The following is a 25,011-nucleotide window of genomic DNA, read 5'->3' as shown; positions in this document are numbered from 1 at the left end:
TACCAATAAACCTTCTAGCACCGAAAGCAGCATAATCAACAATCCAATATTCAGGAATACCCATTGATTCATATTCATTGGTTTTAGTCGAATAATCTGTTTGCCAATTACTACTAACAATTTCTATTACTAAAGGAACAGAAGCAGCTTGAGTAATGGTTGATTCTTTTTTCCATAAAGGTTCATTAACTAAGTTCTCAGGATTTAGTAATAAAATGTCTGGTGCAAAAGCAGATTCAGAAGTTGATGATTTAACCAATGTTGTTTTAGGTATGAGATAAGGAAGATCAAGTTTATCTAATTCTGCTGATAATTTACGGACTAAAAAACCAATAACTAATTCATGATCTCCTAATGGTGGGTTCATATCAACAATTATTCCATTATGTAATTCATAGCGTAATCCTGTATCTGGATAGGATTGGATAAACTCATCAAAGGTTACTGCTTTAGTTAAAGTTTTAACCACGATTCACCTCTTGAATAATAATTATTATTGTATTATTATTTTATCTCATTTCCCAAGATTTTGTTTGTGTAGATGCAATTTACAATCTTCTCATTATCTTGAATCGCTGTTTCTATTTTCTCAATTTGCTAAATTGATATTGGTTATTTATTCTTAAGTCATTGTTTACACAACTTTAATTATCTACATAATATTTAAAAATAAGTATTACTTGTTTATAAAAAAGATACAAAAAATTAAATTTTAAACCTGTTTCAATCTTGACACAGGTTATTACTATGTATAAGATATAAAGGTATGTTTAAACAGTCAAAAATAAAACTAATAGTTAAAACTATATGAGTAATCAAGTATATAAGGTATTTGAAGAAATCGAGTTTAAAGCCAAACTACTTGCACAATACTGGAATAACTTTCATACAGAAATATCTCAGCATTTACCAGAGAGTTATCAACCGGAAATACAAGAACTGTCAGATAAATTAGAAACAGCATTAACTCAGCTAGTTTACGAATTACAAAATCCTACCCTTACTCTTGCTACAACCGGAACAACCAGCAGTGGTAAAAGCACTTTGGTAAATTTATTATGTGGTGCGGAAATTGTTCCCGTTGCAGTTAGTGAAATGAGTGCAGGAGCAGTGACAATTGAATATAGTAAAGAAAAATCTCTGATCATCCATGAAACACCGGGGGCGTTATGGGAGTGTGGAGAATGGAAAGGAATTAGTGACGATAAAATTTATCAGCGTCTTTATAAAGCAATGATAAGTTACATCGAAAATAGAGAAACACAACCAAATTTAGCCTGTCCACAATCTACAATTACTTATCCTTTTCGACTGTTAAAAGAATCTCAATTACAATTACCAAAAGGAACAAGAGTCAGTATTCTTGATTTACCTGGTTTAGCTTATGTGGGTGATCAAGGTAATGCTAATGTTATTAAACAAGAGTGTCAAGAGGCTTTATGTATAGTTACTTATAACAGTGCGGAAACCGATAAAGAGAAAGTAAAAATTTTATTGCAAGAGGTAGTACAGCAAGTAAAAGATTTAGAAGGTTCTCCTGCGCGGATGCTTTTCGTTTTGAATAAAATTGATGTTTTTCGAGCAGATAGAAACTGGCCAGAAACAGAAAATCGGTTTATTCAAAATACTATTAGTAGTATTAAAAATGAATTAACTGAACGATTAAAAGAATATACAGAAGAAATTGAGAAATTAGAAGTAGTAAAGCTGAGTACGTTACCTGCTTTCCTATCTCTTCAAATTGTAGCAATAGAGGAATCATTAGAAGATGTATCATTAGAAGATGTGTTAGAAGATTTATCCAGTAATGAAGAGAAGTGGACTGAACATGATAAAAGTAGAGTTGCTAAAGCACAGAAAGGAGTTGATATTTGTACAAAAGCACAACAGTTCACTGGATTAATTGATAGGAAATATAAAAAAGGCTTGTCAGCAATGCCAGAAGAATGGTCTAAACAAAATCGCCTTGGATTTGCTGAAGGACTGTGGAAAATTTCTTATGCTGAAGAATTTCAACAAAATTTGAGGGATCATATTACACAACATTTTCCGAAACTAGTAATACCAGAAATTATAAAACGGTTTCATGAATCTGCTGGAGATGCTATCGGAAGATGGTCTTTACAAACAACTACAGCTATTCTTAATAGTTCTGAAGAAAAATATCAAAAGGAATGTGAAAATATATCGCATATTAGATCATCACTTGAGCTTTTTTTGCAAGTTAGCAATAAACAATTAAGAGATCCGTTTGAAAAACTAGAGACAAAAGTTAAACAAGTTTTAGCAGAAGAGTCAGATGATGATGTTGTAACTTATATCAGAGAGATAATTGATGAACTCCAGCGTATCGAACCATATAGTGATTTGAATCAAAAATTATTTCCACTCTTTGCATGGTCTAATGAGTTAAGAAGAGGACTCATGGAAATATTAGAAGCAGTGGCGAAGTCTTTAGAAACTGGAAGAGTAAGTCTAGACAGTCCAAATTTAAAAAAAGCAGATGTTATACAAGTAAAATTACTAGAAAGTTGCTTAAAGCGTTTAGTTGATTTAGACTATACAGCTTCAGTTGCTAAAAATGGTACAACAATAGAAGCAAAAACAGAGGCAGAGAAAAAGAAACTCAAACAACTCAATGACGAACTGAATCAACTAGCTTTACACCTAAATATTGTTATAAATGATGTGTTGAAGCAAATATCTAAGCAAGAATTAAATAGAATTTTTGAGTCAGTGTCTGAATTGTTCCGTTGCCATTTATCTTATCTTGAAAAAAGAACAAATGACATAGCATCTAATATGGCAATAACATTTCCTGATTCCGAACTGAGTAAAGTTGATAAGAAACTTGAATTTAATTTTCAGTTTAGAGCAGGATTTACAATTACAGAAGGAACTTGGTTAGAAAAGAAAGAAACCCTGAGTACGGGATATGGGACAGATCAAACCAAGATTACAATACAAGAAGCACACCGGAGAAATACTAAAGGAAAGTCTGGTTGGGACTGGCTTGGTGGTACTGTTAAAGGATTCTTCAATGATTTTATATATGAAGGTGTCGTCGAGCAAAAGAAATACATTGACTATACTCCAAGACCTAGTGATAATGCTGTAATACCCAGTTTAGGAGAGTTATTTGAAACCTGGATCATCCAAACTTTAGATGAACAGACAGGAATAGTTAATCAAATAACTAAATGGTTATTCGAGCAAATTGATGTTCTAAAAAAAAATGTAGACAAAATCCAGAATGATATTATTGACCGATATCAAGAAAGACTTGATAAAGCTAAACAAGAAATTGCCATAGATTATGAACAAGAGAAAAATCTTTGGCTACCTATGCAAGAAAAGGCTAAGAATTTAAAAGAAGAATTTTCTGGCTTGAAATTGGGAAACTAAATAAAATTTATCCAAAAAACTCAATAAGATGAATAACGGAAAAATAGTATCTTCCCCAGAACAGGTTATAGAAGACCTCTATCAAGAGGTTTTTTATACAATTTATAAACAAATAAAAGGTGATAGAAAAGGAGTTTTATCCAGAGTAATCCATTTACTTGCTCCAGATAAAGCTAAAGAAATTTGTCAACGTTTTCAGATTCAAAATTATGGATCATTAAGTGATGACTTATCCATATCATCATCTATATCATCGGGTGTCATTAAGATTTTAACAAAACACCTAAAGGATAAAAAAAAATATGAAGATATACTTAATAACTTATTAAAAGTTTTTAAGGAACTGCTTAGTTTACCTAAAAATGAGGAAATAGAGAAGATGGAATTATATCAAATTGTCGCAATAGGAATTTTAATTGTAGGCGTTCCTTCTTGTGTTATATATCTCCAAAATCAGAAAGAAGAACAGAAAGAAAAACAAAATCATCAAAGTTTGCCATTACCACCACAAAAAGTTTATGCACGCATAGCCTTGCGTCTTATTGTACCTGCATCTGTAGTAAGAAATATCAAAAGAAATGGGAAAAGAAATATAAGAAAGGATGATCCAATTGATGTTTCTCAAATAGAAACATTGATAGAGAACGCTTCATATTTTTTATGTACAAGTGCAGAAAATGAGACTATTACTGATAGTATTGATCAGTCTTTATCCACAACCAATGAAGATATTACAAATGTGAGTGAAGAAAGAGAAGTTTATGTGAGAATCAATATTCATGTTGATGATGCAGAGAAAATGATTGGGAATAAAGTAAGATATACCTTAAAAACAAATCTTCCTACTGATGGACGACAAGGTACTGTTAGACAATTAGCTTGTCTCAAATATTTATCTGTATCTGGTTTAGAAAAATTTAACCGTATTTAAGGACTATCTAAAAAATGGACTGGAAAACAGCATCTTCCTACTACGAAACCCGTCTCACCGAAGCTTTAAACATCCAAAGACGTGCGCTAGATTTAATCAACCTCATACCAACAGAAATTCCCACCAAATTACAAGAAATACTCATCCAAGAAGCACAACCTACCCGTCGTCAACTAGAAAGACTCAAAAAACGCGAGTTTCGTATTGCTGTAGTCGGGTTAGAAAAAGCCGGAAAAAGCACCTTTATTAATGCTTGGTTAGAATGTGACTTACTCCCCGCAAAAGGAGGAAGATGTACATTTACCACCACACAAATTTATTCCGTACAAAATGAATCAGAACAAAAATTAGAAGTACAAGCAAAAACTGAGCAGGAATTTAGTAAATTAATTCAAGACTTAGAAACAGCCAAAGCACAAGAAGACTTGAATACTATTCGCACTAATCAAATAACTTTACAACAAGTTAGAACAGACGGAAATCGTACTTTTCCCTTTACTAGATTAGAAGATATCAGAGAACCATTAAAAAAATATGTCGCAGATGAAAAATATGCTCATGCTGTGTTAGAAGCTAGACTTTATACAAACAAACTTGCTCAAGCTGAGGGAATTGTTTTTTATGATGTTCCTGGTTTAGATTCAGGTTTAGCAAAGCACGTTGATGAAGCACAAGAAATGTTATCAGATTGTGATGCTGTGATCTTAGTACAGCGTGATCCTAATCTCAAAGAGAAGGAACAAGAAATTATTAAATTTACAGAACAAGGAGATCAAAACGTTACCGTTGCTGATAAACTTTTTGTATTTTTAAGTAGAATTGATTCATTAGGTAGTGCAGAAGCCTTAAAAACTCACATTCAAGAAGCATCTCAAGATTGGTTAAAACGGGCAAAATTACCCAGTCAAAGAATAGTTTATGGTTCTGCTGGTGCATATTTATTATTAAATAATCTGGCAGCAGAACAAACTAAGTTAGAAATTGGAGACGCTACTATTATTCAATCTCATTTACAGAGATTAACGGGAATTACTGATAAAGAACATCTTATACAAAATGGAACTGGTATTCCTGAAATCAAAGATAAAATATTCAATTATATTAATACAGAAAGAGTTGCTATTTTAAAGAAAAGATGTGAAGCATCCATTGAGAAAATTGTCAGCACTTCGGAAGAAATTTATCGTCTAGTAAGTAAAAACTATCCAGAAAATCCCGAAGAAGCTAAATTAGTGGCTGAAAATAATCGTCGGGTTTTATTTGCAGAATGGTGGAATCAAAAATGGTTGACTATTAAAGCCGATTTACAAAAATATTATGGCGATTCAGTTGCTCATAAATCTTTAGATAATTTAACCACTAATTCTTTAGTACCAATCGAGAAATTTAGAGAACGCTATTTACAAATTGTAGATCATGAAATTGCTAAACTCAGACAGGAAACATTAAACAAGAAAGATACTATTTTTCTGGCTAACTCATTTCCCAACTTTGATGCAACAAAAGCTAACTATCTTTGGCGTGATGATTTATATGTTGATATCAGCAAACTGTTGTCAAAAATTGCCCATGAACTGGCTTTAGAATTAAAAAATGAAGCCTTAAACTTAGTTGAATATATGACAAAGTTGCTATGGGGAAGTAGTCAAGTTAAAGCCAGATTAATTGAAAATTCAGAAGATTATTTTTTGGCGAAATTAGAAAATAGTTTAAGTGTGTTATTTTTGCGTTTTGCACGTCCAGTAGCAGAAGCATTAATCAGAGGACCTGTGAATAGTCCTACTCGCAATCAAATCATTAAAGATTTAGGAGTAGATGTTGAAATTGTAGATAACTACTATATAGGTAAAGAACTTGCTTATAGTGTTCTCAAAAGATATGTAAAATACGGTGCAGATTTACTTTATCACCCAGAAATTCGTCAACAAGTATTAGGAGTAACAGGAGTTGTCGCACAAATAGCAATGGATGTTGCTAGTGAGTTGATACCTGCACAACAAGCTGTAGTTTTTGAAGTGGAAAATGATATTAATGCTTTTGCAGAATATTTGCGTTATGCAATTTTTGACGCTGCGGGTTTTGAGTCTTATTATCGTCAAGAACTCCAGAATTTAGTTGATAGTTTTAGAGAGAAAGAAGGAACTTGGACTGGTGTAGCACTAAATGAATGGTTACAAGGAAATCCACTTTTATTAGCGGAAATACCAAATAATTTAAAATCTCAAACATCTAATTTAGAAGTTAGTGATAAATTACGACAATTATCTATTGCACTAAAAAGTAATCATTCACTTTCGCAGTAGAAATAATGATGCTGTTATAGAAATTACACCAGAAATTTTGAATGTTATTGATTTGTTGAAACACACAAGTCAAATCTTCTTGAATCAATGCTACAATCAACAAACAACTACTTGATGCCATATCAATATGATCATTGCACAAGACATAGAACAAACAAAAGATATCTTCCCAGATGTCGTATTTCCTCCCAGTGATTTATATAGCGATGAACCACCAGTGGAAACAGAACTGCATTTAGAGCAAATTATGCTCTTAATTAAATGTCTCAAATGGTTATGGAAAGATAGAAATGATTTCTATGCTGCGGGAAATTTAACTATTTATTATAGTCCTAACCAGAAAAAAAATGAAAATTTAAGAGGTCCTGATTTTTTTGTAGTGTTAGGAACAGAAAGAAAAACCCGCAAAAGTTGGGTAGTCTGGGACGAAGATGGTAAATATCCTAATGTAATTATAGAAATTCTCTCACCCAGTACAGCAAACAGTGATAAAGTGACTAAAAAAGAACTTTATCAAAATACATTTAGAACACCTGATTATTTTTGGTTTGATCCTTATACATTAGAATTTGCCGGTTTTTATTTAACAAATGGCAAATATCAACCTATAGAACCAAATGAAAAAGGATATTTATGGAGTGAACAGTTAGGTTTATATTTAGGAATTTATGAGGGTTTATTAAGGTATTTTACTCCTGAAGGTGATTTAGTCCCAACACCAGAAGAAACCGCAGAACGGTTAGCAGCAAAATTACGAGAATTAAATATTGATCCAGAGAAAATCTAGGCTCTAATATTTACTTAATGCTACAATCAACAAATAGCTACTTGATGCCATATCAATATGATCATTGCACAAGAATTAGAACTTGCAGAAAACATCTCCCTAGATGTCATATTTCCCCCTAGTGATTTATATAGTGATGAACCACCCGTGGAAACAGAATTGCATCTACGACAAATAATTTTACTTTTCAAATGTCTAGAATGGTTGTGGAAAGATAGAACTGATTTCTATGCTGCGGGAAATCTGACTATTTATTATAGTCCTCACCAAAAGAAATCAGAATTTTTCCGGGGTCCTGATTTTTTTGTTGTTTTGGGAACTGAACGCAAGACTCGTAAAAGTTGGGTAGTGTGGGAAGAAAATGGTAAATATCCCAATTTCATTTTAGAAATTCTTTCACCAACTACAGCTACCACTGATAGAGGATATAAAAAAGAACTTTATCAAAATACATTTAGAACACCTGATTATTTTTGGTTTGATCCTTATACATTAGAATTTGCTGGTTTTCATTTAGTAGATAATAAATATCAACCTTTAGCAGCAAATGAAAAAGGATATTTGTGGAGTGAGCAATTAGGTTTATATTTAGGAATTAATGAAGGGTTGTTACGGTATTTTACCCCAGAAGGAGAATTAGTACCTACACCAGAAGAAACCGCAGAAGAGGAAGCCAAAAGAGCAGCACGAGAAGCTGAAAGAGCAGAACAGGAAGCTAGAAAAGCTGAACGTTTAGCAGCAAAATTAAGAGAACTAAATATTGATCCAGAGACAATTTAAAAAATGAAAATTGCAGAATTATCAACGTTAGAAAAAACTTTTAATCAACTTGTGGAAACTCTGCTGATTAAAAAAGCAGAAAATGAACATTTTACGGTGAGACTCAGCAGCGAAACTAGTCAATTTACCCGCTTTAATTGTGCGAAAGTTAGACAAACAGGTTATGTTAATGATGGTTCGATTCAACTGACATTAATAGCAAATCAACGCATTAGTTTTCGTCAATTTCCCTTTACTGGTAATTGGGAAATAGATTGGGAATTAGCATACACAGCTTTACAAGAATTACGTGATGAATTACCATTATTACCAGTTGATCCTTATTTAGTAATACCATCAGGAAATAATAGCAGTAGAGAAGTTAATATTGGTAAGTTACTAACTCCAGAAATATTAGTTACCAGTATTCTAGAAACTGTTGCTAATTTAGATTTTACTGGAATATATGCTGGAGGAATTGTCATCAGAGGTTATGGTGATTCTAGCGGACAAAAACACTGGTTTGCTACCGATTATTTTAATTTAGATTATTCCTTATTTATGGCATTAGGACAAGCTGTAAAAGGAACTTTTGCCGATATTGAATGGAATGAAACCGCTTATTTAGCTAAAATAAATGATGGTAAGCAGCAATTAGAAATGCTATCTCGTCCTGTTAAAGAATTGCCAAAAGGACAATATAAAACTTATTTTGCTCCCGCTGCGGTAGCTGATTTATTGGGTATGCTTTCCTGGGGTGCTATTAGTGAAGCTGATATTCAACAGGGTAATAGTGCTTTAGCTGCTTTATCACGTCAAGAAAAACAACTTTCACCAAAATTTATTTTAAAGGAAAACTTTAAATTGGGTTTAGTTCCTAGATTTAATAACTTGGGAGAAATGGCAGCATCGGAGTTAACTTTAATAGATAAAGGAGTTTTGGTAAATAGCTTGGTTAATTCCCGCACAGCGAAGGAATATAATAAGCCTGCTAATGGTGCTAATGCTTCAGAAACCTTGCGTTCTCCAGAAATAAGTACAGGTAATTTGGCTTTTGAGCAGATTTTATCTAGTTTAGATACAGGATTATATGTTTCTAATTTGCATTATTTAAACTGGAGCGATCGCCCAACTGGTAGAATTACAGGTATGACCCGTTATGCTTGCTTTTGGGTAGAAAATGGGGAAATAGTCGCACCAATTGAAAATTTACGTTTTGATGAAAGTCTTTATCGTTTTTGGGGAGCAGAAAATTTAGTTGATTTAACTAACTTTCAAGAATTTATTCCCGAAGTTGGAACATACAGCAGTCGCCAATTAGGTGGTAGTTTAGTTCCAGGAATATTGGTAGAAGATTTCACATACACTTTGTAATATCATCTAGCTGTGAATAGTAAATAGTGAAGAAAACAATACGGTTCAGATAACTTCAGCCACAATGTTAAGACTGTAAAGTAATCTAAACCGTATAAGATTAAAAACGTTAAATCTTTGATAATTTTGAAATGTCTTGTGTTGTTAATAAGCTAAAGTTTCTAAAGTTTCTCGTAAATAGCGTTGTACTTGCTGTTCTAGGCGTAGACCTTTTAATTGAGCATTGCTCTCTAGTTGCCAGCTTTGGAAACCGGAACTAGCAGAGATGGCATATTTAAGGTTTTGCCAAATTTGAGCATTACGAGAAATCTGGCCAGTGCTAGAAGCTGAAATTTGAGCCATAGTTCCTCATTCCTCATTTTACTTCCAGAATCAAACAATTTTAGATTTTGGATTTGGCATTGATGATTGTTTTGCCCAGATGGAACAAGACAGACACCAAACAAGCTAAATCTAACATTTGTCAAATGGGGTAAGATGTGATCCATGCCTACCCCTAAAATTCTTAGTTTTTACTTAATCTTTTCTAAAGATAACTGTTATATAGCCGCAAATTCTGTGTTATCGATCACTAAACTGGGAGATATACCCAGATAAATTTGCAAAAACAACTTTTTTTTAATTAAGCAGGAGATTTTTCCTCTTGATGATTATATTTTTTTCTGCTAATAGCTTGGCATCAGCCATAGTGCTTTGTGGCTTCAGAGTTGTGAGTGCTGAGAATTAAATTTTGAATGTTGAACTAAAAGTTAAGTCAACTCAACATTCATCAATTAACTCAGCACTCAGCACTCTTCACTGAACACTACTTAGTTAGGGTAAGGGTACGACGTTTAGTTACCATTTGATAGGCTTCAATGATGTCACCTTCAGCCCAGTCATGGAACTTATCAATGTTGATGCCGCATTCATAACCAGCGTTAACTTCGCGGGCATCTTCTTTCATCCGTTTGAGGGAATCAAGAACACCTTCATAGATCACCTTACTGCCGCGACGGACTCGCACTTTGCAGTTGCGAAGCAGTTTACCCGATTGTACATAACAACCAGCAACCGCACCACGACCAACAGGGAAGACAGCACGTACTTCTGTTTGACCCAGGGGTTCTTCCACCAACTCTGGTTCTAGCAGACCTTCTAAAGCTCCTTGAATATCTTCTAGGAGTTTGTAGATGATATTGTATTCGCGTACATCCACACCTGCTTCATCCGCAGCTTGTCTAGCACCACTAGCGTAGGTGGTGTTGAAACCAATGATCACGGCGTTACTAGCAGCAGCTAAATCAATGTCTGTTTCTGTGATTTCTCCAGCAGTAGCCAACAACATCCGAATTTGAACTTCGTTTTGAGGGATTTGCTTGAGAGAACCGATAATGGCTTCTACAGAACCTTGGACATCTCCTTTCAGGATCAAGTTGAGTTCTTTCAACTCGCCTTCTTGAGCTTGAGCCGAGAGGGTTGTGAGGGTAACACGTCCTTGTAACAAGCGGGATTGCCGTTGTTTGTCGGCACGAACACTTGCCAGGGTGCGAGCTTCTTTTTCGTTCGCAAACACCTCGAAGTCATCACCTGCTGCGGGTACATCGCTTAGGCCCAGGACTTCAACAGCACAGGAGGGAGTAGCAACGTTTACTCGTTTGCCCCTATCATCTACCATGGCTCGGACTTTACCAAATGCCGATCCAGCTACTAGCATATCTCCGACATGGAGAGTACCATTTTGAATCAGCAGGGTAGCAACTGCACCCTTGGCTTTATCTAAGTGGGCTTCAATAACCGTTCCCTTAGCCACACGATTTGGGTTAGCAGATAGTTCGGCGACCTCTGCCACCAGAAGAACCATTTCTAAGAGTGTATCCAGGTTCTCGCCCTTGATGGCACTCACAGGAACCATAATAGTCTCACCACCCCAGTCTTCTGCGGTTAGACCATAATTAGTCAGTTCTTGTTTAACACGCTCTGGCTGCGCCCCTTCTTTGTCAATCTTGTTAATAGCGACAACAATTGGTACACCTGCGGCTTGAGCATGGCTAATGGCTTCCACTGTTTGCGGACGAACACCGTCATCAGCAGCAACCACCAAAATAGCAATGTCTGTTACCCGCGCTCCTCTAGCCCGCATAGCGGTGAAAGCTTCGTGACCTGGGGTATCTAGGAAGACAATCTGTTGTGGCTTGCCATCATGTTCCAAATCAACGTGGTATGCGCCGATATGCTGGGTAATACCACCTGCTTCACCAGCAGCCACCTTAGTTTTGCGAATTGAGTCGAGCAGAGTTGTTTTTCCGTGGTCTACGTGACCCATAATGGTCACAACCGGCGGACGACGAATCAGGTGTTCCAGATCCGTAATGTCAATCATTTCTGTGACTTTGCGGGCTTCTGCTTCTGGTTCTGCCGTTTCGATTTCTACTTCTAATTCTTTAGCTACCAGGGTAATGGTGGGAATATCCAGGTTTTGGGTGATACTTACCGCCATGCCTTTCATAAACAGGATTTTGACAATCTCTGTATCGGCAATAATCAAGCCCTCAGACAACTCTTGTACAGTCATCGGTCCAGTGATCACCAGTTTTTCTGGACGTTCACGCTTGACTTCTACTTCTTGCTGACGACGGTTTTGGTCGCGATGGGAACCAGACTTTTTATTATTTCTAGTAGTGGGTGCTGGTGCAACTAATGTTGGTTGCTGTGTAGGTCGAGTAGCCTTGGGCTTAGGTGGACGAGCTATGGAAAGACTCATTTGGACGTTGGCTGGAATTTCCAGACCGTCTTCATCCAGTAAGTCTTCTTCTTCAAAATCATCATCGAGGATGGGTTTAACTCGTTTGCCTTTAGGACCAACTTTGGCTTTCTCTTTGATTTCGTCAATGATTTCTTCTTCTTGCCATTTTTTGCCACCTTTACTTGGACGTGGTGGTGTTGGCCGTTTCAAATCCAGCAAATCTGGCCTAATTGGCGGCTCATTGACTAATGCCTCTTTTTTAGCTCCTCCAGACATGGGTTTGGGTGGAGTTGCTATGGGCATTGCTGCTACAGCTTCACCAGGACGTGCTGGCCTGGGTCGTTGCACATCAGATGATGGTGTGGGTGCAAATTTACTCCCTCTGTGTTCTGGTCTCGCTGGTGATGGAGTAGAACGACCCGGTTTTTGGGGTGGAGTATGTGGTGTTTGGTCTGTGCTTGCCTTGCTAATCTTGGGTTTCGTGTGTTCCCGTTCTTCTTCACTGCGCCGTTCGCGCTTCAGAATTGGTTTATATGCCTGAGATAGCTGTTCTGTGGGAGAGGTTTTTTCCTCCACAGGTCTTGCTGGCGGTTCAACCAGTTGCGGTTTTTGGGGTTTTTCCGGTTTGGGTCTAGGAGACACAGCTTTTTCCGGTTTTTCCGCTTTTACTTTTTCTGGCGCTGGTTGGACAATGGACTGATGATCCGGTTCTGCCACAGGTTTCTGTGGGGTCTCAGATTGATTCCGGGGTACAGGTCGAGTGGGTGCCGTCGGTTTCATGGGTGAGACTGGTGTAGCGAAAGGCCGTGGAGGTGATGGAGAATTAACTTCAGATTCAGACGAAGCAAATTGACTATTGATAGCAACTGACGCTTCTGATGCGTTGGAGGTAGTATTTCTCAAGATTTTGGGTTTGCGAATTTCCAAAATTTGCTGTTTATGGGTGGCAGCAGGTCGGTTTCGGGAGCCTATTTGCTGTGAATTTAGTTTATGGCTGTTTGTACCTAATTCCTTTTTGGCCGTGACATTCGTCACTGCGAGTTTTTCCGCAGCCATCCGAATTTGTTCAGCCTCAGATTCTGAGATAGTGCTGCTATGGCTTTTGACCGCAATATTGAGCTGGTCGCAAATTGCTAATAGCTCTTTGTTATCCAAATTCAATTCCTTTGATAATTCATAGATTCTAACTTTGCCGTTGTTCATCCACTCTTTCCCCTTTAATTTACAGTTTTAACGGATGGTTGCCTGGTTTTCGACATCTCCATCCTTTGATCACTGTTTTTTAGGTTGCCCTTGGTGATGTTGCCGGTGCCTCCAATTAGGAAAGAGAGATGTTTCGGTTTAATACTGGCATCCCCACCCAGAACGATGGTTGAAGAGACCCCATAAAATTTTTCTTACATAAAAAATTTTTTGGGCATCCTTGATGCCGAACTGCGCTTGAGCGCTACCAGGTTGCCATGTTTTAGGTTTTTGTTTTGCTGATTCTGAGTCTTCCACAACACAATCGAGTAAAACTTAATGGGAGTATTGCTTCGTATCTCTCTAAAAAGTTAGAGAGTCACTTGTCTTGTACACCCATTTACTATTTTGGCACTACACAACGATAACAGAGGCTGTGATGAAAGCGTTAGTTGTTCGGCTTTCATCACAATTTCTCTAGAGATTACCGTTGTTAAGTTATTTTGAGTGAAGTATCCAAACTTACACTTTTGTGCTGAGTTCGTGATTTCCTCTCTCATCAGATCTGGCTCTGTTAGTGACATTTTAGTAAATGTTAGCAACTGAATGCTATCGGAGTCTGAAACAGCCTTTCTGGCTTTGAAACCTTGATCCGCATCTGGACGGAAACCAGTCAGTATTCCGCGTTCGGCGAACTAAAATATTTAGTTCGACTAGATTTGATTTTGGGGATTGCTTTCGGTTAGACGTTGCCACAATGTCTGATACAGTGTTTCTGGCACTATTCCATGTAGCGATCGCCCTAATCTATTTTTTTTCTGAGCTGCTTGGAGGCAGGTAGTTTGTGGACAAATATAGGCAGAACGCCCCATGCCCTGATCTAATTGTACCTTCCCAGATGGAAAGACGCGGATAATCCTCCAAAACTCTTCTTTTAGTCCTACCCGGCGACAACTAAGACAACGCCGATAGTTTGGTTTCATCGGTTTTGTGTTCAGTTAGGTCAGCAGTTAATGGTAGCAGCATCAAGTTGATGCTTAACAGATAATGCCCCAAAACAGCTGAGGATTAATCTTCCTCATCCGTGTCGAAATTATCATTCTCTAATTCTAATTCTTCTGGATATTCATCTTCTATTTCCTCCATCTGATTTTCATCATCCTCCGGTTGATATTTGGCTCTGACATCTGCAAATTTAGCATCCTCTCCGGCATAGTCATATTTAGCTTTATCTTTAATGTCAATTTTCCAGCCGGTTAGTCGGGCAGCTAATCGCACATTTTGTCCTTCTTTACCAATAGCCAAACTTAGTTGATCTTCAGCTACTAAAACGTGGGTTTGGCGACTTTCCGGGTCCATTAAGCGCACTTCATCTACTCTGGCTGGACTCAAGGCGTTGGCAATATAAGTTGCTGGATCTGGAGACCAGCGAATTACATCTATTTTTTCACCCCTTAACTCATTCACTACTACTTGAATTCGTGATCCCCTCGCACCAATACAAGCCCCAACAGGGTCTACATCTCGGTCAAGGGTATCTACTGCTATTTTAGTCCGTGGTCCTACATAACGAGAAGGTGGATTCGCTTCTCGCGCTACTGCGACTATTCGCACAACTTCATCTTCAATTTCTGGGACTTCGTTGGCGAACAAGTAAACTACTAACCCAGCATCAGCACGAGATACCAATAACTGTGGTCCTCGTTGCTGACCTTGGGACACTTTTTTCAGGTATACCTTAAAGGTGGCATTAGCTCGATAGTTATCATTTGGCAGTTGTTCCCGTTTTGGTAATTCAGCTTCTACTTCTGGTTGACCAAAACCGCTACTAACTGCCAAAACTACAGATTGCCTTTCAAATCTTAAAACTCTCGCTTGTAAAACAGTGCTTTCTAAATCTTGGAACTCTTCTTGCACCATTTGGCGCTGTTGATCCCGCAATTTTTGCGCTAATACCTGTTTTGTTTGCATTGCCGCCATCCGCCCAAATTCTCCTTGATCTGGGGTGACATCTAGTACCACAGAATCACCTGATTGAGCTTCAGGCGCAACTTGTTGCACTTCATCTAGAGAAATTTGATGGTCGGAATTATTAACTTCTTCGACAATTGTTTTAGTAGAAAGAACTCGAAATCCTTCTCCATCAATATCAAGTTCTACTTCAAAATTATCAAAATAGGTTTCATCAAATTGTTTGCGCTCTAAATTTTGGGCGCGGCGATAACGTTCGTAACCTTTAAGTAATGCTTCTCTAATAGATGATTGCACTGCTAAACGAGGTAAATTTCGCTCGCGGCTGATGCTTTCAATTAAATCTTTTAATCCAGGTAAAGTAACCATTGACATAAGCAATCTCCTTAACTTATCTGTCAGCAACCGCCACAATTTTTAACTTTAAATTTGGGATTTCAGATTTCTATCTAAAACCCCCAGTCTAAAATCTAGGATCTAAAATCTAAATTTGGTTAGCGGCGCTCATCCAGTTGCACCCTGGTAACTAGGGATCGGGGAATTTCCACTACACGACCTTTTTGGTTTAAGTAAACTTTTGTTTCATCCCGGCGAATCAACTGACCAATCCACTCTTGCTGTCCTTCGTAAGGTTCAGAAGTGGAAATAACTACAGGAAATCCTTTAAAGGAAATAAACTCCCTGTCAGTTATCAGTTGTCGCGAAATTCCAGGACTAGATACTTCCAATACATAAGCATCTGGAATTATCTCTGCCGCATCTAAGGAAGCTTCTAAAGCACGGCTCATCCGTTCGCAATCGTCTAAACCAGTATCCTGTTGAGGATTACGGATGTCTACCCGTAAAGTTGGCGGACGTTGGTTAGTGTGAAAAACTATGCCAGCAATTTCCAATCCCAGTTCTGTTGCTACTGGGGTCGCCAAGTCAATAATTTGTGGGACTAAAGGATGAGTCATGCGAGAATTCAATAAAAAAAGTGGGCTTCGACCCACTTCCGGCGATAGGGATATCTTCCAAGAAGTCTTGTGACGAACCGTCGCTGGTTCGCCCCTAACATGAGTGTAGCGTATTTTTTTCGTTAGTCATCAGTCAGGGAACAGGGAATAGGGAATAGGGAACAGGGAACAGATAATTATTTATTCTCCCCATCACCCTAGCTTCTGTCCCGGATTTCTGGGAGAGCAGCGCCTTTATCAACTACTGTGTGAACAGATGCTGGCGATCGCATTTGTCTTGTTTGCTCGATAATTTGCTCAATATCTTCTTGGGATAGGCGTTGGACGTAGTTAATTTTGACTTCTTCTAAAAAGTCATTGAGTAGACTTTGAATTTCAGAAATTACGTGTTTCTGCTGAATTTCCGCACCTAAAACAGTAGTAAATTTTTCTAATAACTGACTAGAAAGTTTGGCAGCGACTGGATCTTTAATGGCGCTAACTAAGGCAATATATAGGTTAGTGGTAATTTGATTGGCTAGTTGTTCACTTAACTGGCTTTGTGCTTGTCCCACTCCTGGCAGCATCAGCAAGTTACGATAAATCGGTATTTGCCCAAAAGCAGTTTCAATATTGTGGCGCAAAATGGCATTAATTTCTGGTTGGATTTTGGGGAGAACTTGATTAACGATAGTTTGTACTAACAGTCCAGCGATCGCTTCTACTTCGTTGATATTATTAATATCTATGTAGGCACGCTCTTTTTCTGGCTGTAATAGCAATTTAATTATTTCACCGCGCTGAATTGACCCCTGCATTTGGTTAATTACCCGCACCACCACAATTTCTGTGATTTCTTCGGCAAAATTGGCTACTATACCTTGGTGAATTTGCTTCCTGACTAAATGTAGATCAATTAACTGTGCTTGATCTAAACGTACTAATACTGATAAAACTCGCAACCAGCGCCAAAAGGGAATTATTAAAAATAAGTCATACCAACGCCACAAAATTGCTTCCAACCAGCTTAAATGATGATTTTGACGTTTGATATAAAAAGTCCGTCCCAGTAATTCTAAGGCAAATATCACGACAAATGGTAAATCAATTAGCCAAAAATTATCGATAAACTCGCCATTTTCCCCGATTTTACGGTAATAATTGGCGGCAATTCCAGGACGAATTTGCTGATTGAAAAAATTAATTTCTTGAATCCAGCCCCGTTTAGATAAATACGCTGGACTCCAAAAAGTAGCAAAAGCCTGTTTTGAAGACTTTTGTCCAACGTGTTCCCGCATCCGGTTTTTAATTTTTTCTAGAGTTCCGCTTTTACCCACACTAGCAAAGGGGTTACTATCAATTATCTCGTTGCTGAGACTGCTGATTTCTGCTAACTTGGTTTTGACTTGAGGTGAGTTTAAACCTGTTTGGCTAACCTGTTCTTCTAAAGCAGCTATTGTTTCTAAATAATTTTTCGTGTCTCGATGTGGTTCAATACCTTTAATCGGGTCATAAATCTGGGTGATTTGAGGAACTCTACGGAAGTAGAAATCACGCCAATTTACGTAACTCAAATCAAACAAAACTAACCCTAAGTTGACAGTGGCAGTAATAGCTATTAACCTCTCAAACCATAGATTACCTTGTTTTCGGGATTTTAATTTACTCATCATCAGTTAGAAATTATACAAAATACACGATATTTCTCTTCTTTAGTGTAGAGTATGGGTAGATCGTCACTCCTGCTAATTAAACCCTAGAGTTAATAGATGCTAACAAGAAATTTATTTACAGTTTAGCTGTTTTAAGATTCAGGCAAGAATTCTCTAGAGTATGAAGTTAAGTTAAGTTGATAAAGATACACATAATATAATGTAGAAATACCCAATACTAGATATTGTGATGGAAAATTTGTGTATAATATATTAGCTAAGAGTATTATATTATGAAATTCCGTATAACTATATTCTGTGCTGATAGAGTTAGATAAAATTTTCAGGTTGAGCAAAGCCTTTTCCGCATACCTTACATTACAAAACTGTGGGTATAGGGTATAAATAAAAGCTTAATAGTTATTTTGTCTAAGTAATGTATCGGTTACAAACCTTGGTGATTAATATGACACCAATTTTCCCCATCCCGATGCTGATGTATCAAAGATTTTTACTAGGAAGGTAGTCAAATGCAATTATTTGAGCATTATATTCTTACACTTTTTAATGTAGATCGTGGCTTCGATAAAACAAATAAAAGAAACAGTATAGAGTATCTTGAAAAAAGATTTGAATTATTCGAGTCAGTGACTGTTCCATCTATTAATTCTCAAACAAATCAAAATTTTTTTTGGTTGATCTTTTTCGATATAAATACACCAGATGTGTTTAAAAAAAGGGCAGAAGAGACATTAAAAATGAGCAACTGCTTGCCAGTATATGTTCAGGGAGAGCAAGAAATTTTGCCCTTTCTAAAAGGTAAATTATTGCCTAAAACCCAGTGTTTAGTAACAACAAACTTAGACAATGACGATGCACTACACAAAAATTTTGTGGGAATTATTCAATCTAACTTTAGAGACGAAAAAGTTTATTTTCTTAACATTACCCTTGGTTATATGCTGCGTCATGATGGTTTATTAATGAGAGAGTTTTTGTCTAGCCCATTTCATACTATTGTTGAAACAGTAAGTGATGAGTTATTAACTTGCCTGAGTGTTCCTCATCATTATCTATATTCTTTATCAATGCTGGGTGTTCCTGTGTACCAAATTGCGTCTGAACCGGCATGGTTACAGTTAGTTCATGATACAAATGTTGTTAATCGTTTGGATGTAAATGCAGTTTTGATATGGGATGTTACAAAAATAAAGAATTTTGCTATTACTAATCTTCCCTCTAATTTTCAAGATATAGCTAAAGCTAGTATGCTCAATTTTGTTTATAAATTGATTATTGATAAGAAAAGGTCGTATAAACAAAAATCCAAACAAATTATTTATACTTTATTTTCATTTCTTGTTCCTGCAATACTCAAAGTTAAATTTTTCTGGCAATATCGAAACAAAAGAAAAGTTGAATTTTCAAAATCTGAGATACTAAAAATCATCAATGATATGAATTAGGTGTTGAAGATTCATGGTAACGCCGAGTTTATCGAGTTTATTTTGGTTTATCCATATCATGTCCCTTTCATAAATATTAGTGATATTCTACCTACGTCAAATTACAAGTCCTCTCAGGGGAGAACTAATTCAAAGAGTGACTGCTTTACTGAATGCGTCAGGAAAATACGTTCTTTCAATTAATTGTCATGAGTATCTCCATCCAAATATTTAGGACTTACGCAAGTGTCACACTAAAAATCTGTTGTAGGGTGCGTCAGACTGCATAAATCCTGCAAATAAACAGATTGTTGATATCTGACGCACCCTACCAATGTGCCAGTTGCGTAAGTCGTGATATTATTGAAATTACAGAAGATTATGTAACTTTCCTGATAGCTATTTCTTTAGATTAAATCAAGTTCAATTTCCCATACGAATTATGTCCAAATTTCAAACAAGTAATTTACCAACTCTATTAGTAACAGGTGGAGCAGGATTTATTGGGGCTAATTTTGTTCTGAAAGCAAGAAAAGAAAAATGGGCTAATATTATTAATTTAGATAAATTGACTTATGCAAGTAACCTCCAAAACCTAGCAGAGTTAGAAGATGATCCTAACTATAATTTTGTGCAAGGAGATATTAATAACTCTGAGTTAGTCAGTTATTTATTAGATCAATATCAACCAGATGCGGTCATCAACTTTGCAGCAGAAACTCATGTTGATCGTTCTATTGTCAGTCCTGAAAATTTCATCAAGACTAATGTAGTTGGAACATTTCAATTATTAGAAGCTAGTAAAGCTTATTGGCAAAAACTACCTTTATCAAAAAAAGAAAATTTTCGCTTTTTGCATATATCTACTGATGAAGTATATGGTTCTTTAAGCCTAACAGATCCAGCGTTCCGTGAAGATACACCATATCAACCTAATAGCCCTTATGCTGCTTCTAAAGCTGGTGCTGACCATCTCGTGCGCTCCTACTATCACACATACAATTTACCTACTTTAACAACCAATTGCTCTAATAATTATGGACCTCTACAATTCCCTGAAAAATTGATACCTTTAATGATTCTCAATGCTTTAAATGGCAAACCTCTACCTATATATGGTGATGGTCAAAATATCAGAGATTGGTTATATGTAGGTGATCACTGTGATGCTATTCATCTAGTTTTAAAAGAGGGTAAAAGTGGTGAAACTTACAATATTGGGGGAATTAATGAACAAACAAATTCAGTGGTTGTGGAAAAAATTTGCAGCATTCTTGATGAATTAGCACCTAAAGAGAATTTTCAACATTCTTCTTTAATAACTTTTATTAAAGACCGTCCTGGACATGATCGCCGCTATGCTATTGATTGTAGTAAAATCAGCAAAGAATTAGGCTGGAAACCCAAGGAAAATTTTGAAAGTGGTTTATTAAAAACGGTTCAATGGTATCTAAACAATTCAGCTTGGGTAGATTCTATTTTTACCGGAGCATACCAAAACTGGATTAAACAAAATTATGAAACTCGTTAATTTATTTGTTATACAAGGATGGTGAAATGAAGGGTATTATTCTCGCTGGTGGTTCTGGTACACGACTTTATCCTTTAACTCAAGTTGTCAGTAAACAGTTAATGTCTGTTTATGATAAACCGATGATTTACTATCCTTTATCGGTGTTGATGTTAGCTGGAATTAGGGAAATTCTGATTATTTCGACTCCCACAGATTTACCTCTTTTTCAGCGACTTCTCAAGGATGGTAGTCAATGGGGTTTAAAGTTTAGTTATGTGGAACAACCGAAACCAGAAGGTTTAGCTCAAGCTTTTATTTTGGGAAAAGATTTTATTAAAAATGAACCAGTATGTTTAATTTTAGGAGACAACATATTTTATGGACATGGTTTCACTGAAGTCCTGACTCGTGCTGCTCAACTCCAACAGGGTGGGTTAGTTTTTGGTTATAAGGTGACACAACCAGAAAGCTATGGTGTGATTGAATTTAATGAGTCGGGAAAAGCCATTAGTATTGAGGAAAAACCAAAGTTTCCTAAATCAAAGTATGCTGTTCCTGGTATTTATTTTTATGATGCTCAAGTAACAGAAATTGCTGCTGCTTTAAAACCTTCTGCGCGTAATGAGTTGGAAATTACTGATGTAAATTTAGCTTACCTAAATCAAGGTAAATTACAGGTAGAAATTTTAGGTCGAGGTTATGCTTGGTTGGATACGGGTACACATGAATCTCTACATCAAGCCTCAAATTTTATTCAAACATTAGAACAAAGACAGGGATTAAAAATCGCTTGTATTGAAGAAATCGCTTACCTTCAAGGATATATTGATTCTAGTCAATTGTCTTATTTAACTGAGTCTATGGGTAAAAGTAGTTATGGTCTTTATTTGCGGCGAATTCTAGAAGATGAGATTGATTTTACTCTATAAAAAACAGAATAATTTTTAATCTAAAAAAGATGAATTTATGAAGGTTGTAAAAACGGATATTGCTGATGTGCTGATAATTGAGCCGCAAGTTTTTGGAGATGAACGCGGCTTTTTTTATGAAAGTTATAACGAAAAAACTTTTTTAGAAAAGGTAGGAATATCATCTCATTTTGTCCAGGATAATCACTCTCGTTCTATTAAAAATGTTTTGCGTGGGTTACATTATCAAATTCAGCAACCACAGGGAAAACTTGTCAGAGTTGTAGTAGGTTCAGTGTTTGATGTGGCTGTTGATTTGCGAAAAAGTTCTGCTACTTTTGGTCAATGGGTTGGTGTGTATTTATCGGCTGAAAATAAACATCAATTTTGGATACCACCTGGTTTTGCTCATGGTTTTTTGGTGCTGTCTGAATATGCTGAATTTTTGTACAAAACTACTGATTATTATGCGCCACAATACGATCGCACTCTCCTGTGGAATGATCCTGATTTAGCTATTTCTTGGCCAATTCAAGATGAACCAATTGTTTCTGCTAAGGATAAGGTTGGTAAGTTGTTTCCAGAAGCGGAGGTTTATTTATGAAAATACTTTTAACAGGTACAACTGGCCAGGTAGGTTGGGAATTACAACGCACTCTGATGACTGTGGGTGATGTGATTTCTCTAGGACGAAATCAATTAGATTTAGCTAAACCAGATACAATCTGTCAAATAATTAGGGATGTAAAACCTGATTTAATTGTCAATCCTGCTGCTTACACTGTGGTAGATAAAGCGGAATCAGAACCAGATTTAGCAATGATGATCAATGGTATTGCACCTGGTATAATAGCTGAAGAGGCTAAACGTCTGGGTGCAGCTATGATTCACTATTCTACAGATTATGTGTTTGATGGAACTAAAGATACTCCATACCTGGAAAATGACCGAACAAATCCACAAAATATCTATGGAAAAACAAAGTTAGCGGGTGAGGAAGCAATTAAATCTGTTGGTGTTAATTATCTCATTCTCCGCACTAGCTGGGTTTATGGGTTACATGGGAAAAACTTTTTATTAACGATGCAAAGACTGGCTAAGGAAAGGGAAGAAATCAGGGTTGTTGATGACCAAATTGGCGCACCAACTTGGAGTAGAATGATCGCAGAAATTACTGCTCAAATAGTTTCTCAGTCTCAGCCAAATCCATCTAATTTTTTCGCTAGTAAAAGTGGATTATATCATTTATCTGCAAGTGGAAAAACTAGCTGGTATGGTTTTGCTAAGGCAATTTTTAATGATGATTTTCCCAATAATGAACGCAAGTTACAAAGATTAATTCCTATTACTACCCCAGAATATCCTACTCCTGCAAATAGACCGGCTTTTTCTTTATTGGATCATCAAAAATTGTCTCATACTTTTGGTTTGGTGATGCCAGATTGGGAGCAGGTTTTACAGTTGGTGCTTGCTATTTAATTTAATAGATCCCCGACTTCTTAAAGAAGTCGGGGATCTGGATTATTCCTCGTTTTCCTCTTCATCGGTTTCTAAATCAATATCTTCCAAAGATTGATGGGGAATAGCTGCAATAATGGCATCTATGACTTTGGAAACTTGTAAAATCTCAATGTTTAAATCGGGAAATTTTTGTCCTTTGGGAACGATCGCTCTTTTAAATCCTAGTTTTGCTGCTTCTTTTAACCGCAGTTCCATTTGGGAAACCGATCGCACTTGTCCCCCTAAACCAACTTCACCTATCAACACAGTACCAGGATCAACTATTCTATCACGGAAACTGGCGACAATGGCGATCGCTATTCCTAAATCTACCGCAGGTTCTTCTACATTTAAACCCCCCGCAGATGCTACATAAGAATCTAATTTTGACATGGGTATCCCTACCCGTTTTTCTAATACTGCTAAAATCTGAACTAATCTATTATAATCTATCCCTGTTCCGGCTCGACGGGGGGAAGGGTAACTTGTGGGGCTAACTAAAGCTTGTAATTCTACTACTATTGGTCTTGTTCCTTCACAAGCTACAACAATAGCTGTACCTGGGGCGGGGTCGTCGCGGTTTCCTAGAAACAACTCTGAAGGATTGTCTACTTCCCGTAATCCTTCAGATACCATTTCAAATATACCAATTTCGTGTGTTGCTCCGAAACGATTTTTAACAGTTCTTAATAATCGGTGGGATGCAAAGCGATCGCCTTCAAAATACAAAACTGTATCTACTAAATGTTCTAAAACCCTCGGACCTGCAATTGTTCCTTCTTTGGTGACATGACCGACAATTAACATGGTAATATCTTCGTGTTTTGCCACCTTCATCAAAGCTGCTGTACATTCCCGGACTTGAGCGACTGAACCGGGTGCAGATGTCAGTGCTGGAAAGAATACTGTTTGTATACTATCAATTACTGCTAAGTTTGGTTTGAGTGAGTCTATTTCTCTGAGAATTTCTTCTAAATCCGTTTCTGGCAAAACATACAAGTTTGCCCCAATGCTCAGAGGATCGATTGGTTTATCTGTATTTTCTGGTAATTTTTCCGTTTCAGATGGGTCAGTTTCTTTACCTTCAAGTTCCTCAGTAACTACCTTGATCGGTTTGGACATTCCCAAACGAGAAGCGCGTAACTTTACTTGTTGTCCTGATTCTTCGCCGGTGACGTAGAGAATGCGGTATTTTTGCGCTAATTGGTTAGATACTTGTAATAGTAAAGTAGATTTACCTATACCGGGATCACCACCGATTAGCACCATCGAACCGGGGACAACTCCTCCACCGAGTACCCGATCTAATTCACCATAACCAGATTCCCAGCGAGCAATTTGGCGATCGCTAATTTGATCAAAAGTCAGAGAAGATCTGGGTTTAGCTGGTTTGCTATTAGGTTTAGCACCAGTTTGAGCAGCGTGCCAATTACCTACCCCTCCCCGACTAGGTATATCTACTCCAAAAGGTGTGGCATTCTGTTCTACCAAAGAATCGTAAGTGTCGCAATTTGAACACTTTCCAAACCATTGGGAAAATTCGGCTGCACATTTGCTACAAATGAAAACGGTCTTTGGCTTTGCCATGCTTAATATTTATTTAAAAATCTTAATTCTTCCT

Annotated in this window: 18 protein-coding genes and 1 pseudogene; 11 read left to right on the top strand and 8 right to left on the bottom strand. The window is 36.9% G+C overall.

The window, feature by feature from the left end:
- Position 1: 1 nt before the first annotated feature.
- Positions 2–469 (bottom strand): annotated as a pseudogene (locus VB694_RS10870) (Uma2 family endonuclease); the annotation flags it as partial.
- A 338-nt stretch (positions 470–807) separates the two neighbouring features.
- Between VB694_RS10870 and VB694_RS10865 the strand changes: the two are divergent.
- The 6 genes from VB694_RS10865 (at position 808) to VB694_RS10840 (ending at position 9,559) form a co-directional block, all read left to right on the top strand.
- A complete protein-coding gene (locus VB694_RS10865) occupies positions 808–3,405 on the top strand; it encodes a dynamin family protein (RefSeq protein ID WP_323360334.1) in 2,598 nt (865 codons plus the stop codon).
- 28 nt (positions 3,406–3,433) lie between these two features.
- Positions 3,434–4,336 carry a hypothetical protein gene (locus VB694_RS10860; RefSeq protein WP_323360333.1) on the top strand — a complete coding sequence of 301 codons (903 nt, stop codon included), beginning with the start codon at positions 3,434–3,436 and terminating at the stop codon, positions 4,334–4,336.
- 14 nt (positions 4,337–4,350) lie between these two features.
- Positions 4,351–6,639 (top strand): dynamin family protein, encoded by a 2,289-nt coding sequence (locus tag VB694_RS10855; RefSeq protein ID WP_323360332.1) that lies wholly within the window; start codon positions 4,351–4,353, stop codon positions 6,637–6,639.
- Between the two features lie 127 nt (positions 6,640–6,766).
- Positions 6,767–7,426, top strand: coding sequence for a Uma2 family endonuclease (locus VB694_RS10850; RefSeq protein ID WP_323360331.1), 660 nt, complete (start codon positions 6,767–6,769; stop codon positions 7,424–7,426).
- A 57-nt stretch (positions 7,427–7,483) separates the two neighbouring features.
- Positions 7,484–8,206, top strand: coding sequence for a Uma2 family endonuclease (locus tag VB694_RS10845; protein ID WP_323360330.1), 723 nt, complete (start codon positions 7,484–7,486; stop codon positions 8,204–8,206).
- A gap of 3 nt (positions 8,207–8,209) precedes the next feature.
- A complete protein-coding gene (locus VB694_RS10840; RefSeq protein ID WP_323360329.1) occupies positions 8,210–9,559 on the top strand; it encodes a TldD/PmbA family protein in 1,350 nt (449 codons plus the stop codon).
- A gap of 144 nt (positions 9,560–9,703) precedes the next feature.
- Here VB694_RS10840 and VB694_RS10835 read toward each other — a convergent pair whose 3' ends face one another.
- The 6 genes from VB694_RS10835 to VB694_RS10810 all read right to left on the bottom strand — a co-directional run bounded on the left by VB694_RS10835 (position 9,704) and on the right by VB694_RS10810 (position 18,042).
- Positions 9,704–9,901, bottom strand: coding sequence for a hypothetical protein (locus VB694_RS10835; RefSeq protein WP_323360328.1), 198 nt, complete (start codon positions 9,899–9,901; stop codon positions 9,704–9,706).
- 463 nt (positions 9,902–10,364) lie between these two features.
- Entirely contained in the window at positions 10,365–13,487 is a 3,123-nt protein-coding gene (gene infB / locus VB694_RS10830) for a translation initiation factor IF-2 (protein ID WP_323360327.1), read from the bottom strand.
- A 692-nt stretch (positions 13,488–14,179) separates the two neighbouring features.
- The gene (locus tag VB694_RS10825) at positions 14,180–14,449 is read right to left on the bottom strand and encodes a YlxR family protein (RefSeq protein ID WP_323360326.1); all 270 of its coding nucleotides are present in this window, start codon (positions 14,447–14,449) and stop codon (positions 14,180–14,182) included.
- Between the two features lie 85 nt (positions 14,450–14,534).
- Positions 14,535–15,812, bottom strand: a complete 1,278-nt coding sequence (gene nusA / locus VB694_RS10820; RefSeq protein ID WP_323360325.1) for a transcription termination factor NusA — start codon at positions 15,810–15,812, stop codon at positions 14,535–14,537.
- Between the two features lie 119 nt (positions 15,813–15,931).
- On the bottom strand, positions 15,932–16,393 hold the full coding sequence (rimP, locus tag VB694_RS10815) for a ribosome maturation factor RimP (RefSeq protein ID WP_323360324.1): 462 nt from the start codon (positions 16,391–16,393) through the stop codon (positions 15,932–15,934).
- 197 nt (positions 16,394–16,590) lie between these two features.
- Entirely contained in the window at positions 16,591–18,042 is a 1,452-nt protein-coding gene (locus tag VB694_RS10810; RefSeq protein ID WP_323360404.1) for a hypothetical protein, read from the bottom strand.
- A 512-nt stretch (positions 18,043–18,554) separates the two neighbouring features.
- Between VB694_RS10810 and VB694_RS10805 the strand changes: the two genes are divergently transcribed.
- From VB694_RS10805 to rfbD, 5 genes are all read left to right on the top strand, one after another.
- Positions 18,555–19,490 (top strand): glycosyltransferase, encoded by a 936-nt coding sequence (locus VB694_RS10805; RefSeq protein WP_323360323.1) that lies wholly within the window; start codon positions 18,555–18,557, stop codon positions 19,488–19,490.
- A 421-nt stretch (positions 19,491–19,911) separates the two neighbouring features.
- Complete coding sequence (gene rfbB / locus VB694_RS10800) at positions 19,912–21,000, top strand: dTDP-glucose 4,6-dehydratase (protein WP_323360322.1); 1,089 nt, start codon at positions 19,912–19,914, stop codon at positions 20,998–21,000.
- Between the two features lie 26 nt (positions 21,001–21,026).
- The gene (gene rfbA / locus VB694_RS10795) at positions 21,027–21,911 is read left to right on the top strand and encodes a glucose-1-phosphate thymidylyltransferase RfbA (RefSeq protein ID WP_323360321.1); all 885 of its coding nucleotides are present in this window, start codon (positions 21,027–21,029) and stop codon (positions 21,909–21,911) included.
- 37 nt (positions 21,912–21,948) lie between these two features.
- On the top strand, positions 21,949–22,494 hold the full coding sequence (rfbC, locus tag VB694_RS10790) for a dTDP-4-dehydrorhamnose 3,5-epimerase (protein ID WP_323360320.1): 546 nt from the start codon (positions 21,949–21,951) through the stop codon (positions 22,492–22,494).
- Positions 22,491–23,369, top strand: a complete 879-nt coding sequence (gene rfbD / locus VB694_RS10785; RefSeq protein ID WP_323360319.1) for a dTDP-4-dehydrorhamnose reductase — start codon at positions 22,491–22,493, stop codon at positions 23,367–23,369. The genes rfbC and rfbD overlap by 4 nt, the downstream gene beginning before the upstream one ends.
- 42 nt (positions 23,370–23,411) lie before the next feature.
- On the opposite strand, the gene radA is transcribed toward rfbD, so the two are convergent.
- Entirely contained in the window at positions 23,412–24,977 is a 1,566-nt protein-coding gene (radA, locus tag VB694_RS10780; RefSeq protein WP_323360318.1) for a DNA repair protein RadA, read from the bottom strand.
- Positions 24,978–25,011: the final 34 nt, after the last annotated feature.

Source organism: Anabaena sp. UHCC 0451 (assembly GCF_034931405.1).
Classification (GTDB): Bacteria; Cyanobacteriota; Cyanobacteriia; order Cyanobacteriales; family Nostocaceae; genus RDYJ01.
The sequence above is the reverse complement of the archived record's forward strand: the minus strand, read 5'-3'. Positions and strand labels throughout refer to the sequence as shown.